We start from the raw sequence: 12706 nt of genomic DNA on the forward strand, positions 1-12706 counted from the left end.
AGGACCGGCCCTACCGCGGCGGGGGCAGACGCTGCAGGAAGACGTCGAAAGCGGTCGGCTTGACGGCGGCCACCCCCGCGAACGGGAAGTCCATCTCCCTGATGACGATCAGCGAGATCACCACCAGTCCGGCGAGTGCCACCACCATCAGGCCGTGCGAGAAGGTGTTGGAGAGCCCGAAGAGGAAGGTGAAGCCGACCGTCAGCACACCGCCGATGATCAGCGCCGCCCAGAGCAGCGGCGGCACGTCCTCGTCCACCTGGCTCAGCCGGGCGCGGCGCTCGGAGGCGAGGCTCTCCAGGTGGCTGACCGCGTGGTCGTAGAGCACCCGCTGCTGGTCGTTGCCGACCGGAATCGAGAAGACGTCGCCGCGCATCTGGTAGACGAGGTCGGTCGCGGCCGCGCTGCTCTGGTGATGGGCCATCCGCGGCCACTCCTCGTCCTTGACCAGTTCGGCGTAGTCGAGGGTGCGCTTCTCCAGCTGCGGGCCGAGCGGGGCGGGCAGCTGCCGGGAGATCCAGTAGACCCCGGCCAGCGAGTCGGCCTCCTTGAAGGTCGTCTTGCGGGCCGAGTCGTTGTTCTCCCAGACCGCGATCACCACAAAGGCCAGCAGCACGGCGTAGAGCACGCCGACGGCAGCGAAGATGAAACCCGCGACGTCGTTGTGGACCTCACGTACCGGGTGCGGGATGCAGCGCTGCACCACGTACAGCGTTGCCGCGACGACCAACAGGACTCCGACCAGGATTCCGATGTCCAGCAGACTCATGCGCTGTGCTTCCTTGCAGATGTGCGGACTTGCAGGCGGGTACGGCTCTCCAGGTGGTACGGACTTTCGGGCGGTACGGACTTCCGGGCGAGCGGCGGGCAGGCGGGCGGGCAGCCCTCAGTGGTTGCGGCGGGTGACCAGCTCGGCCAGGGCCAGCAGGTCGTCGGCGGCTGTCGGGTCGGGCACGGCAGCGGAGAGGTGGCCGATCGCGGCGGCCATCCGCTCGCAGGACGCGGTCTGCGCCCAGGCCCTCCCGCCGGAGCCGTCCACGGCGGCCGCGGCTGCCAGCAACTCCTCGGCGGTCATCGGGCGTTCGAGCGCATAGAGCCCGGCGAGCACGACCGCCTCCTTGGTGTCGGAGCCCAGGGCGTAGACCACCGGCAGCGACTTCTTACGGGCGGCCAGGTCCGCGCCGACGGGCTTGCCGGTGACTGCGGGGTCGCCCCAGATGCCGATCAGGTCGTCGATCAGCTGGAAGGCCAGGCCGATCTCCCGGCCGAAGGCGTCCATCGCCTGCGCCGCACTCTCGTCCGCCCCCGCGTAGAGCGCACCGATCGCGCAGGCACAGCCGATCAGGGCACCGGTCTTGGCCTCCGCCATCTCCAGGCACTCGGCCGGCGAGACGTCGTTGCGCTGCTCGAAGGCACAGTCGCTCTGCTGACCGGCGCAGAGCTCGACGACGCAGTCGGCGAGCCGCCGGACGGCCCCCGGGGCGGCGGGGTGGCCGTCCTCGGCAAGGGTGCGCAGGGCGAGCGAGTGCATCGCGTCACCGGCGAGGATGGCCTCGGTGGCGCCGAACACCTTCCAGGCGGTGAGTCGGTGCCGACGCGTCTCGTCCCGGTCGATGACATCGTCGTGCAGCAGGGTGAAGTTGTGCACCAGTTCGACGGCGGCCGCCGCCCTGACGGCTTCGGCGGGTCGGCCGCCCATGGCCTGCGCCGCCGCCAGGACGAGGGCTGGACGGATCGCCTTGCCCGAACCGGCCGCCGACGGCGTGCCGTCCGCCTCCCACCAGCCGAAGTGGTAGCCCGAGACCCGGCGCAGCGAGCCCGGTAGCGTCTCGACTGCCGTACGCAGCGCCGGGTCGAGCAGCGAACGCGTACGGGCCAGCACATCGGCGGCCTGGTGTCCCTCCCGGTTGCCGCGCTCGAGCGTGAAGATCCCCATGTGTGTTCCTCCCCCTGGTTGTCCGGCTCCCCTGGCGGGCCCGTCGCGAGGACCTCACCGAGCCTGGGTGCGGGAGCGGGCAGGGCGCAGTCGTGCGAATCGACGTTTCTTCCCGGGTCGCATCGACAACGCCCTGTCTGCCGATCAGAATCCGTACCGAATGGAGCCGGGTCGGATTCGGTCAGTCACGCGGGCGCGCAATATCGACATTCTCCAGAACCCCGATCGCGTCCGGCACCAGAATCGCGGCCGAATAGTAGGCGCTGACCAGATAGGAGATGATCGCCTTCTCGTTGATGCCCATGAAACGCACCGAGAGGCTCGGCTGGTACTCGTCCGGGATACCGGTCTGGTGCAGGCCGACCACACCCTGGTTGTCCGCGCCGGTACGCAGCGCGATGATCGAGCTGATGTGCCCGTCCACGATCGGGATCTTGTTGCAGGGGAAGATCGGCACCCCGCGCCAGGAGGGGACGCCGTGGCCCTGGACCTCGGTCGGTGTCGGATAGAGGCCACGCCTGCTGCACTCCCGGCCGAAGGCGGCGATCGCCTTCGGATGGGCGAGGAACATCTTGGTGCCCCGGCGGCGGCTGAGCAGGTCGTCCATGTCGTCCGGGGTGGGCGGGCCCGAGTGGGTCTGGATGCGCTGCTCGTACTCGGCGTTCTGCAGCAGGCCGAAGTCGCGGTTGTTGACCAGTTCGTGCTCCTGGCATTCGCGCAGTGCCTCGATGGTCAGCTTCAACTGCTGCTCGATCTGGTTCATCGGCTGGTTGTAGAGGTCGGCGACCCGGCTGTGGACCTGAAGCACCGTCTGCGCGACGCTCAGCTCGTACTCACGGGGCGCGAGCTCGTAGTCCACGTAGGTGGCGGGCAGCTCGTGCTCGCCCTCGTGACCGGCGGACAACTCGATCTCGGCTTCACCGTGCTTGTTCTGCGACAGCTGCGAGCCGGCGAGGTAGGCGGCGATCTGCTCGCGCAGCGCGGGGGAACGTTCCACCAACTCCTCGAAGGCCCTCCAGGACAGCGCGAGCGCGGTACCGGCGGTGACCGCCTTGACCGAGTAGTCCCACAGCGCGTCGCTCTGGCGGACGGCCTCGTCCCCCAGGTGGTCGCCGTCGGCCAGGACACCGAGCACGGTGGTGTCGCCGTACTTGCCGGTGCCGATCTTGTTCACCTTGCCGTGCGCGATCAGGTACACCTCCTGGATCGGCTGCCCGGCCTCGACGATCACCTCACCCGCGGCGAAGTCCCGCTGGGTGAACCGGCCCGCCAGCTCGTTCAGCACCGCATCGTCCTCGAAGCCGCGCAGCACCGGCACCTCGCGCAGCGACGGCGGCACGATCCGCACCTCGGCGCCCGTCTTGACGAAACTCACCCGGCCGCGCCCCACCGCGTAGCTCAACCGGCGGTTGACCCGGTACGTACCACCGGACACCTGCACCCACGGCAGCATCCGGAGCAGCCAGCGCGAGCTGATGCCCTGCATCTGCGGCTCGGACTTGGTGGTGGTGGCCAGGTTCCGGGCACCGGCGGTGCCGAGGCTGGTCTGCTGCCGGGTTTGCGGCTGGCCGCTCTGTGCAGGAATACCAAGATTGGTTTCGGTCGTCATGAGAGGAAGCCTCCGCCTGAGCGCGTGAAGTGTGTGTTGCTCCACACATGCTGAGCCCATTCGGAGTCATTCGCAATCACTCATTCGAGTGGCGGGAATGGGTGCCCAATTAGTACGACTGGTTCACTTGAGCGATAACTATTCGGCCAAATACTCGAATCGACAGCAATTCCCCATGTCGCAGCCGTGGAGTACTCGAACAATCGCACCCGAACGGCCGGGGTTGCGGCCCTCACCGCACTCCGGCCGTTGACGCACCCCGGACGCTGACGCCGCCGGACGCTGACGCCGCCGGACGCTGACGCCGCCGGACCTCGCGCGCTGCTACAGGTGCGCCTTCAGATACTCCGAAACACTGCGGCACCACTCGGTGAACTCCTCGCGGTGGTGCACCTTCCCCGCGCACAGGGCGCTGACCTGCGCGTCAGTGAGGCGGTTGGGGCCCGGCGCCTCCAGCAGGCGGGAGATCTCCCGCAGCGTCGTCGCCAGTCGCTCGGCGTCGGAGTGGCTGAGCATCACCAGCGCATCGGTGTGGCTGATCGTGACAGAACCGGGCATCGCGGCCTCCTACAGTCGGCCCCCGTCCACGGTACGACCTCCGACACGACCGCTGCATCCGGTGCGCGCCTCCGCCGCCGGGAGCCGGCTCCGGGATATCAACGGAAGGAGCAAACAGGGACAAACCAGACCATCGGAGCCCGTCGTGCCGATCCTCGCCCGAGCCCCGCACCCGTTCGTACTCACCCCCGACGGGTCCGGCCTGATCGCCGAGATCGAGGAGTACCTGGCCTCCCTCCCCGCACCCGCGCGCATCGTGGTCCCGTGCATCTGCGCCCACGGCAGCGTCCGGCAGCCCTGGAACGCCGACCGTCCGGCACCACGTCAGACCCTCCTCGACCGGCTCGTCCGCCGTCCGGCCCGCCCCGTTCCCGTCACCGTGGCCGACCATCTCCAGCTCGCCTCGCGCTACATCACCTTCCACGGCTGGCTGCAAGGGGCCATGTGGGACAGCGCCGGGCGGGTCTGTCTGCTCGGCGCCCAGGCGGCCGTCCTCGCCCACGGCTACGGCACACCCGACAGCGCCCGCCGCGCCCGCACCCAGGTGATGGAGGTGCTGCGCGCCGCCGGTCACCCGGTGGACACCCCCGACCAGTACAACGACGACCCGGCCACCCGGCAGGCCGACATCCACCAGCTGCTCGGCCGGGCCGCCACCCGGGCCCACCGGCTCGGCATCTAGCCGCTCGTACCCGGCGGCTGACGATCCGCCCCGAAGCGCGCGGTGAACTCACGTGCGCATCCGGCGAGTTCGAAGCCGCGCGACTGCGTCCGGCCAGCGGGCGACCGGGCAACGGGCGACCGATTTCAGACCAGTTTCGGACCGACTGAGGACCGGCTGCGGACCGGCTGCGGACCGGCTGCGGACCGGCTGCGGACGGCCGCCCGGGCGGCGAACCACCCGTCTCCCACCGGCGCGCCGCCGCTTCGCCAAGCCCGGATCGGGCGGTGTACGGTCGGGTGTCGTTCGGTGTGCTCGGAGAAACGTGAGGGGTGGCGTGTCGATGGCCCCGCGCCGGAGTTCGGAAGCCGGAACGCGGACCTTCATCGAGGAGGCCCGCCGCCGGCAGATCATCGAGGCCACCATCGACCTGATCTCCAGCCGGGGCTACCCGGCGACCTCCCTCTCGGCGATCGCCGAGCAGGCCGGGATCTCCAAGTCGGCGGTGCTGTACCACTTCTCCTCGAAGGACAACGTCACCCAGGCGACACTCGGTTACGTCTTCGAGCAGTTCGCCGCATACGTCACCGAGCGGGTCGAGCGGGAGACGGACCCGCTCGCCGCCGTGGTCGCCTACCTGCGGGCGATGATCGGCTATCAGCAGGCCAACCGCCGCCACGTCCGCGTGATCACCGAGATGCTGCTGGACGACCACGGCGGCACCCGGCTGAAGAACCCCGGCTCCCACGACACCCACGGCCGCCGGCAGGCCCTGGCCGAGCTGCTGGCCGCCGGGCAGGCCGCCGGACGGCTGCGCGAGTTCGACACCCAGGTGGTGGCACTCGCGATCGGCGGCGCGATCGACAGCGTCATCTCGCACTGGCTGATCCACCCCGAGCTCGATCTCGACGCCGCCACGGCCGAGCTGGAGACCTTCACCCTGAACGCGATCGAGCGCCGGGACTGAACCCGCGGTTCAGTCCCGGCGCTTCGGACGACTCACCCCAAGTCGCCGAGCGGCCCGGGGAGTTCAAGGACGTCGACCACTACGCCCGCACTACCCGCGCACTACGGCCTGCTGGGGCCTGCGGGCGAACTCGGGTGCGCGCTCGGGGCGGATGCCGATCCCGCCGAGGTAGCCCGCCACGCCGCGCAGCGCGGGCACCCGCTGCATCAGCCGGAACGGGGCCGGCAGGCGCTCGGTGTCGAACGTACCGTTGAGGACGGGCCCGTGCATCGCCCTGTGGTCGCTCAGCTGGGCCTTCTGGACGAACGCCATCGGCAGCCAGCGCCGCTTCTGCACCCGTGCCAGGTCGGCCGGTCCGACGGCCCCTCGGCGCAGCGGCCCGGCGAGGATCCGGGCGGCAGCAACGGCGTCCTGCACCGCGAGGTTGACGCCGACTCCGCCGACCGGGGACATGGTGTGCGCCGAGTCGCCGATGCACAGCAGACCGTCCCGGTACCACCGCGGGAGCCGCCCCATCGTCACCTCGAGCAGCTTGACGTCCTCCCAGGACTCGATCGCATCCGTCACCTCACCGTCCCAGCCGAACAGTTCGCCGAGCTGATCGCGGAACCACTGGATGCCCCGGGCCCGCAGCCTGGCGTCACTGCCCTTCGCGATGAGGTACGAGGTCTGGTAGTAGTCGCCCCGGTCCATGGTGACCGCTATCCGACTGTCGCGGACCTGTCCGAACACCCGGCCCGCCTTGGCACTGTCGGCGCGCTCGATCGGCACCCGCACCTGCCACACGTCCATCGGCACCTCGTACCAGTCGGGGCGCAGCCCGGCCTCCTGGCGGACCAGCGAGTCCCTTCCGTCGCAGGCGACCACGAGGTCAGCTGCGATCTCACCGGGCACACCGTCCTCGTCGACGCAGTGGACGCCCGTCACCCGGCCGCGCTCGGTGCGCAGAGCGGTGAAGGCCGTCCGCATCCGCAGGGTGAAGGAGGGCTCGGCGGAGGCCGCGTCGGCGAGCAGGTTCAGGAAGTCCCACTGCGGGACCATCGCGACGTACTTGTGCGGGCCGGGGATGTACCGGAAGTCGGCCATGGTGACGGTGTGGTCGCCGATCTTCATCTGCATCTCCTCCAGCCTGCGGGCCGGGAGCCCCGCGAACGTCCGGCCGAGGCCGAGCTCGTCCAGCAGCCTCAGCGTGGAGGGGTGGATGGTGTCGCCCCGGAAGTCCCGCAGGAAGTCGCGGTGCTTCTCCAGCACCGTCACCTCGACCCCGGCCCTGGCCAGCAGCAGCCCGAGCATCATCCCCGCCGGGCCCCCACCCACAACGCAGCACGTCGTCCGTTCCATGCTCCCGCTCCCCTCGCGAGTTCTGACCGCAAGGTCAGGTTTCTGACCGTGCGGTCAGAGTACAGGCCCCCACTCGGCCAACGGCGAGACAAAGGACTTGAACAATGCAGAAGGGCCGGCTCCCGGAGATCATCCCCGTGAGCCGGCCCGTGTCGCGCGCGCGGTGGAGCCGGTCACAGGCCCGGGGTCAGGTGCCGGCGGCCGGCGATCTGCTCGAAGATTAGGTTGGTCCGGGTCTGTGCCACCGCCGGATGGGTGGTGAGGTGGTCCACCACGAAGTCGCGCAGGGCGTCGGGGTCCGCGAGGGCGACGTGGAGAAGGTAGTCGTCGGATCCGGCCATGTGGAACACCGCCACGACGCCGGGCATGTCGGGGGCCGTGGCGCGGAAGCTCTCGTTCTGTTCACGGGTGTGGGCCCGGAGTCGGACCGAGATCATCGCCTGCAGCGGCAGTCCGATCGCGGCGGGGGCGACTTCGGCCCGGAACGCGCGGATGACCCCGCGCTCCCGCAGCGCGCGCACCCGGGCCAGACAGGTCGAGGGGGCGATGCCCACCGCGTCCGCGAGCGCGTTGTTCGGCGTGCGGGCGTTGTCGGCGAGGATGCGCAGGATCGCCCGGTCCACGTCATCAATGGGCGCCCGCCGGGCGTGAGGAAAATTCGGCACAACACTCAGGGTTCCTGCTCATACCGATGATTCGCAAGGTCTTGCGCGCTGATTCCGAATGTTCTTCGGATCACTTCCCCCTCCAGCACCACAGGTTCCATCCTGGCTGCCGATCGGATCGGCCATCGCCAACCCACCGGACTCGCCCGGCGGACGTCCGACCCAGCGAACCGGGAGTGCTGTGCCATGAGCCGAACCGACACTTTGGCCGTCCACGTGGGCCACGACGAGCCCGCGCGGCCGGGCATCCGCATACCGCCCCTGGACATGTCCACCCTCCACAGACCGCAGGGCCCGGCCGCGGAGCCGGACGCCTGCGAGTTCGAGATCCCGGCCGATGGGCTGGACGACGAGCAGCGCCTGCGCACCCTCGACCGGATCGACGAGTACCTGACGGGCAAGCGCCGGTACCTGCTCGGCTACCAGGCCACCCAGGAGATGGGCGGCAGCGCCTTCGACCTCGGCCGGTTCATGCACCACAACATCAACAACCTCGGTGACCCGTTCCAGAGCGGCGGCTACAAGCCGAACACCAAGGCCGTCGAGCGCGCGGTGCTCGACTACTACGCCGCCCTGTGGAACGCCGAGGCGCCGCACAACCCGGACGACCCGGAGTCGTACTGGGGGTACGTGCTGTCCATGGGCTCGACCGAGGGGAACATGTACGCGCTCTGGAACGCCAGGGACTACCTGAGCGGCAAGGCGCTGATCCAACCGCCGACCGGTACGTCCGGCGCCCTGCGGTACGTCCAGTCCCCGTCCGAGCCGGGCAACCCCAACGCCTACCGCCCGGTGGCGTTCTACTCCGAGGACACCCACTACTCGTTCGCCAAGGCGGTCCGGGTGCTGGGCGTCGAGACCTTCCACGCCGTGGGCACGGAGAAGTACCGGGACGAGTGTCCGCTGGCCGGGCCCACGACGGAACCGGGCGAGTGGCCCACCGAAGTGCCCTCCCGCAGCGGCCCCTCGGGCCACCCGTGGGACGGCACCGGCGAGATCGACATCGACGCCCTGGCGGTGCTGGTGGAGTTCTTCGCCGCGAAGGGGCACCCGATCTTCGTCAGCCTCAACCTCGGCAGCACCTTCAAGGGCGCCCACGACGACGTCCGGCAGGTCTGCGAGCGCCTGCTGCCGATCTTCGAGAAGTACGGGCTGATCCAGGGTGAGGTGGTGTACGGCAAGGACCCGAGCACCGGCGAGCCGCTCGTCGACCTGCGCCGGCGCTTCTGGATCCACGTGGACGGCGCCCTCGGTGCCGGGTATGCGCCGTTCATGCGGATGGCCGGCGCGGATGCGGCGAGGTTCGGCTGGACCCCTGACACGGACGTTCCGGAGTTCGACTTCGGCATCACCCTGCCCACCCGGGAGTTCGGCGACCTCGACATGGTCTCCTCGATCGCCATGAGCGGCCACAAGTGGCCCGGCGCACCCTGGCCGTGCGGCATCTACATGACGAAGGTCAAGTACCAGATCTCACCGCCGTCGCAGCCGGAGTACACGGGCGCGCCCGACACCACGTTCGCCGGGTCGCGCAACGGCTTCTCGCCGCTGGTGCTCTGGGACCATCTGTCCCGGCACTCCTACCAGGACCAGGTGGACCGGATCCGCAGGGCCCAGGAGTTGGCTGCCTACCTGGAGCGGCAACTCCGCTGCCTGGAACAGGAGAAGGGCATCGAGCTGTGGCCTGCCCGTACCCCGGGCGCCATCACGGTGCGGTTCCGCAAGCCCAGCCCTGAGTTGGTGGCGAAGTGGTCGCTGTCCTCGCAGGACGTGCTGACGGTCCCGGGCGACGAGACCACCCGACGCGGCTACGTGCACGTCTTCCTGATGTCGTCGGTCGACCGTGCCAAGCTGGACGCTCTGCTGGAGGATCTCGGCAACGACCCCGCCATCCTCGGTACGGCTCCCCTGCCTGCCACGCCCGTGTGAGCCCCAGCGGGCCGTTGGACTACTACGGGCGCTGGAGTCCCACGGGCCTTGGCCTCGGCGTCACGAAAGAGCCCCGAACCAAGATCGGTTCGGGGCTCCGCCGCAGGTCAAGCTATGAGCCCCCTGTCGGGTTCGAACCGACGACCCCCGCTTTACAAGCCCCACTTGGATCATGACGGGGCGTGACGCCTGATGCCGCGTGGCGCTGAACCTGCAGGTCAGCGCCACGCAGCCGATTGCGTGATCCGGCTCCAGGCGACTCCTGCCACCCCGTCCGCTCACGCATCGCGCACGCGGCCTCCTCAGCAGGCAACCCGGAGATCTCCTCGGCAGCACCAGCCTCTTCCCCCTCAGGGTCTTGCTGGCCGGATCCCTGACTTGCATCTGGAATTTCCCTATTGGTAGTCATTCCCAGAATAGAGATGAGCATCAGCACACTTACCGAACCCGGGAAAACGGAGTACCAGACAAATCCACCCCTATCAATGAGGTAGACCCACCATCCGAAGCCTGCGGAAATTACAGCAGCGGCCACTACAGAGCCCTTCGGAATTGGCTTCTTTGGCACACCAAGCGGCTGGCCAGTAAGTTTAGCCACATCCAAAGCGATCCTACCGTACAACCACACCGCCACCGGCGTATGCTCATTAAGGATCGTGTTCTTCTGCAACTCTTCCGCGAGCGCGAGATTCTCGCGAATCTCATTGCGAAGTCTCTTCCGTCGGCTAGCCACACCAGCAAGGGCCACGACGGGTGTTACTACTGCAGTCACAGCCTTGGCTACGGATTCAAAGTCCATGAACATACCCTTCCGAGAGTTAGCTCAGACGCGCAATTAAAAGACCTTGAATTTCACTGATATTTTGCATTGGTGCGATGATGGCCCCACCAACCTTGGGTCAACTTCTGTTTGACACCGTCACCGATCAGAAATCTTCGATCGACAGACGAGCATCCCCCCAAGGCATGCGATCTTAAATGAACCCTCGTCTGCAATGATGGCAGCAACAATCTCAGCCGCTCGGCCGATAGTTTCACGGAAAGGCACACCACACTGCTCGGCCCACGCCTCGTAGGAGCCGAGGTGGGCAACGATCGGCGCAGGATCACTGATCTCGATGGTGCCGGGCAACTCCCGCACCCGGATGTCGTTGAACGCCGCACCGAGGAAACCGGGGGCCTTCTCCAGGGAGAAGCGGGAGCTGAGGGAGACCCGTGCTGGCCCCTTAGGAATCCCGAGGACGTCTCCTGCGGCCCTGGCCCAGAGCTGGTCCAGCTCCTGCTTGTCAGTGTCGCTGTTGGTTGAGGCGATGAGCATGCCGCCAGGCCGGAGGACACGGTCCAGTTCCTTGATCGTGGCCTCGATATCGCTGACGTGGTAGAGCATGTGCAGGGCCAACACGGCGTCGGCGCTGTCGTCGGCGAAGGGCAGGGCCTGGGCGTCGGCCACCAGGACCGGCCTCTCGACGTCGGCGAGGATGCCCGCCGAGATGTCCATTCCGACGACCTGGAGATCCGGGCGGTCCGTGTGCAGGCGGCTGACGAACTTGCCGTTGCCGCAGCCAACATCAAGGACGGTGCCGCTGGTGTCGGCCAGCTCTTCAACGACGATCCCGGGCAGGTCGTACTGCGGCTGCTGCCACCGGTAGATCGACTGGCGGGCGGCCAGGTGGCGTCCGTCGGCGTAGGCGCTGTTCGCGAGGATCGCTTTGTCGGCGACTGCGGCATCCTGCTGTGCGGTGTTGCTCATCACTGGGGCAGCTCCGGAGGGTTCGTGAGTGCGGGTCGAGAGCAGGCTTCTCTGACATTCTCACGGAGACTCAGGACGATCGGGGAGCCTGAGTATGCGGGCTCCCCGAGACGAGCGCTCAGCGCCCGAAGGCGGCTGGAGATGCTCGCTGTTCGCCGGTTTGGTGCGGCGTCCAGCACCACCGAGAGCTTCTCCCGCACGCCGTCGAGGTCGCCGTGGGCGAGGTGGGCGTTGGCGAGGTCAAGGCGGGCGGCCAGCAAGTCGCCGGAGGACTGTTCCTGCTGCGGTGCGGACTCGTACAGGTTGATGGCCCTGGAGGACGCTTCGATGGCGCGGTTCACGTGACGCTGGCTGCTCAGGGCAAGGAGGGCGGTGCCGGCGTAGGTCCACTGCTTGGCCTCGGGAAACGTGAATACGCCGGGAAGATCCACGGCGGCTACTGTGCTCCGCGCCGCCGCGGCCGCTTCCACCGCTCGTAGCGCGCTCGCGCTGTCGCCGAGCGCGGCGGTGGCCCGTGCTTCGAGGCTGAGCAGACGAGCTGCGATCGTCCCGCTGTCCACGTACAGCAGTCCGGCTCTGGCCAGCTCAGCGGCCTGGCGGTGGTCCTGCTGCCAGTAGGCGATCAAGGACTGGACGGATCGGATCCAGGCCCGGAGACCGTTGTGGCCGGCTGACTCCGCGCAGCGCCAGGCCGTTCGCGAATGCGTAGCCGCAGCTGTGTACTGGCCGAGGTCGAGGGCTACATGGGTGGCCAGGCCGCAGAGGCGTCCCGCCTGCAGGTAGAGATGGCTTGTCTGGTAGGGGTGTTGGCGGCCTCGGAGTAAGTCGAACACGCCTCGCCGGAGGGTTCCGATGTCGTGGAAGAGCTCGGACACCGGCTTGCTCACGTAGTCCCCTGCCAGCCTCGCAATGTCCGCGTCGATCTGTTCAAGCAGCGTGTCGTCCACGTTGGACGCGCTCGCGAAGCGGAGGAAGAGCGCGGACTCTGCCGAGTCGGCTGCCACCGCCACTACGAGATCGTTGTCGTGGTCCGTACGCCGGGCAGGCACGGGAGTCGAGGCGTCGCCGATGCTGCTGGGCGATGGAACTGCTTCGGCGACTGCAGGGGGTGCTGCCAGCAGGTCGGCCAACTGATCGACCGAGAGTTCCAGAGCGCGGGCGAGCTTCGGCCGCATCCAGGGTTGTGGGGCACCCCTACCGCTCTCCCATCGCCCCACGGTCGTACGGTCCACATCGAGGGCTTCAGCCAGGGATTCCTGGGTGTGGCCGACAGCCTCCCTGCGCTGGATC

The 12706-nt window shown here is 68.4% G+C and carries 12 protein-coding genes; 3 read left to right on the top strand and 9 right to left on the bottom strand.

Annotated elements, in window-relative coordinates; all coding sequences use genetic code 11:
• Positions 1–10: 10 nt before the first annotated feature.
• From P3T39_RS06975 to P3T39_RS06990, 4 genes are all read right to left on the bottom strand, one after another.
• Positions 11–769: a DUF4239 domain-containing protein gene (locus P3T39_RS06975; RefSeq protein WP_280696468.1), complete on the bottom strand. Its 759-nt coding sequence runs from the start codon at positions 767–769 to the stop codon at positions 11–13.
• A gap of 117 nt (positions 770–886) precedes the next feature.
• Positions 887–1936 carry a family 2 encapsulin nanocompartment cargo protein polyprenyl transferase gene (locus P3T39_RS06980; protein ID WP_280696469.1) on the bottom strand — a complete coding sequence of 350 codons (1050 nt, stop codon included), beginning with the start codon at positions 1934–1936 and terminating at the stop codon, positions 887–889.
• A gap of 181 nt (positions 1937–2117) precedes the next feature.
• Positions 2118–3545 carry a family 2B encapsulin nanocompartment shell protein gene (locus tag P3T39_RS06985; RefSeq protein ID WP_280696470.1) on the bottom strand — a complete coding sequence of 476 codons (1428 nt, stop codon included), beginning with the start codon at positions 3543–3545 and terminating at the stop codon, positions 2118–2120.
• 324 nt (positions 3546–3869) lie between these two features.
• Positions 3870–4103, bottom strand: coding sequence for a hypothetical protein (locus tag P3T39_RS06990; protein ID WP_280696471.1), 234 nt, complete (start codon positions 4101–4103; stop codon positions 3870–3872).
• A gap of 145 nt (positions 4104–4248) precedes the next feature.
• Between P3T39_RS06990 and P3T39_RS06995 the strand changes: the two genes are divergently transcribed.
• Together P3T39_RS06995 and P3T39_RS07000 are read left to right on the top strand one after the other, a co-directional pair.
• Entirely contained in the window at positions 4249–4785 is a 537-nt protein-coding gene (locus tag P3T39_RS06995) for a hypothetical protein (RefSeq protein WP_280696472.1), read from the top strand.
• Positions 4786–5107: 322 nt separating this feature from the next.
• Complete coding sequence (locus tag P3T39_RS07000; protein ID WP_280696620.1) at positions 5108–5731, top strand: TetR/AcrR family transcriptional regulator; 624 nt, start codon at positions 5108–5110, stop codon at positions 5729–5731.
• 90 nt (positions 5732–5821) lie between these two features.
• On the opposite strand, the gene P3T39_RS07005 is transcribed toward P3T39_RS07000, so the two are convergent.
• Complete coding sequence (locus tag P3T39_RS07005; RefSeq protein ID WP_280696473.1) at positions 5822–7072, bottom strand: FAD-dependent oxidoreductase; 1251 nt, start codon at positions 7070–7072, stop codon at positions 5822–5824.
• Between the two features lie 173 nt (positions 7073–7245).
• A complete protein-coding gene (locus tag P3T39_RS07010) occupies positions 7246–7737 on the bottom strand; it encodes an Lrp/AsnC family transcriptional regulator (RefSeq protein WP_280696474.1) in 492 nt (163 codons plus the stop codon).
• 186 nt (positions 7738–7923) lie between these two features.
• On the opposite strand from P3T39_RS07010, the gene P3T39_RS07015 reads away from it, so the two are divergent.
• The gene (locus P3T39_RS07015; RefSeq protein WP_280696475.1) at positions 7924–9666 is read left to right on the top strand and encodes a histidine decarboxylase; all 1743 of its coding nucleotides are present in this window, start codon (positions 7924–7926) and stop codon (positions 9664–9666) included.
• A 112-nt stretch (positions 9667–9778) separates the two neighbouring features.
• Here P3T39_RS07015 and P3T39_RS07020 read toward each other — a convergent pair whose 3' ends face one another.
• The 3 genes from P3T39_RS07020 to P3T39_RS07030 form a co-directional block, all read right to left on the bottom strand.
• Positions 9779–10465 (bottom strand): hypothetical protein, encoded by a 687-nt coding sequence (locus P3T39_RS07020; RefSeq protein ID WP_280696476.1) that lies wholly within the window; start codon positions 10463–10465, stop codon positions 9779–9781.
• A gap of 120 nt (positions 10466–10585) precedes the next feature.
• A complete protein-coding gene (locus P3T39_RS07025) occupies positions 10586–11416 on the bottom strand; it encodes a class I SAM-dependent methyltransferase (protein WP_280696477.1) in 831 nt (276 codons plus the stop codon).
• Entirely contained in the window at positions 11416–12363 is a 948-nt protein-coding gene (locus tag P3T39_RS07030; RefSeq protein ID WP_280696478.1) for an XRE family transcriptional regulator, read from the bottom strand. The genes P3T39_RS07025 and P3T39_RS07030 overlap by 1 nt, the downstream gene beginning before the upstream one ends.
• Positions 12364–12706 lie beyond the last annotated feature (343 nt).

Source organism: Kitasatospora sp. GP82 (assembly GCF_029892105.1).
GTDB lineage: Bacteria > Actinomycetota > Actinomycetes > Streptomycetales > Streptomycetaceae > Kitasatospora.

What these genes read in the sequence shown, in the direction of transcription:
- P3T39_RS06975 (WP_280696468.1), bottom strand. Translation starts at nt 769, where the DNA reads ATGAGTCTGCTGGACATCGGAATCCTGGTCGGAGTCCTGTTGGTCGTC.
- P3T39_RS06980 (WP_280696469.1), bottom strand. Translation starts at nt 1,936, where the DNA reads ATGGGGATCTTCACGCTCGAGCGCGGCAACCGGGAGGGACACCAGGCC.
- P3T39_RS06985 (WP_280696470.1), bottom strand. Translation starts at nt 3,545, where the DNA reads ATGACGACCGAAACCAATCTTGGTATTCCTGCACAGAGCGGCCAGCCG.
- P3T39_RS06990 (WP_280696471.1), bottom strand. Translation starts at nt 4,103, where the DNA reads ATGCCCGGTTCTGTCACGATCAGCCACACCGATGCGCTGGTGATGCTC.
- P3T39_RS07000 (WP_280696620.1), top strand. Translation starts at nt 5,108, where the DNA reads ATGGCCCCGCGCCGGAGTTCGGAAGCCGGAACGCGGACCTTCATCGAG.
- P3T39_RS07005 (WP_280696473.1), bottom strand. Translation starts at nt 7,072, where the DNA reads ATGGAACGGACGACGTGCTGCGTTGTGGGTGGGGGCCCGGCGGGGATG.
- P3T39_RS07015 (WP_280696475.1), top strand. Translation starts at nt 7,924, where the DNA reads ATGAGCCGAACCGACACTTTGGCCGTCCACGTGGGCCACGACGAGCCC.
- P3T39_RS07020 (WP_280696476.1), bottom strand. Translation starts at nt 10,465, where the DNA reads ATGGACTTTGAATCCGTAGCCAAGGCTGTGACTGCAGTAGTAACACCC.
- P3T39_RS07025 (WP_280696477.1), bottom strand. Translation starts at nt 11,416, where the DNA reads ATGAGCAACACCGCACAGCAGGATGCCGCAGTCGCCGACAAAGCGATC.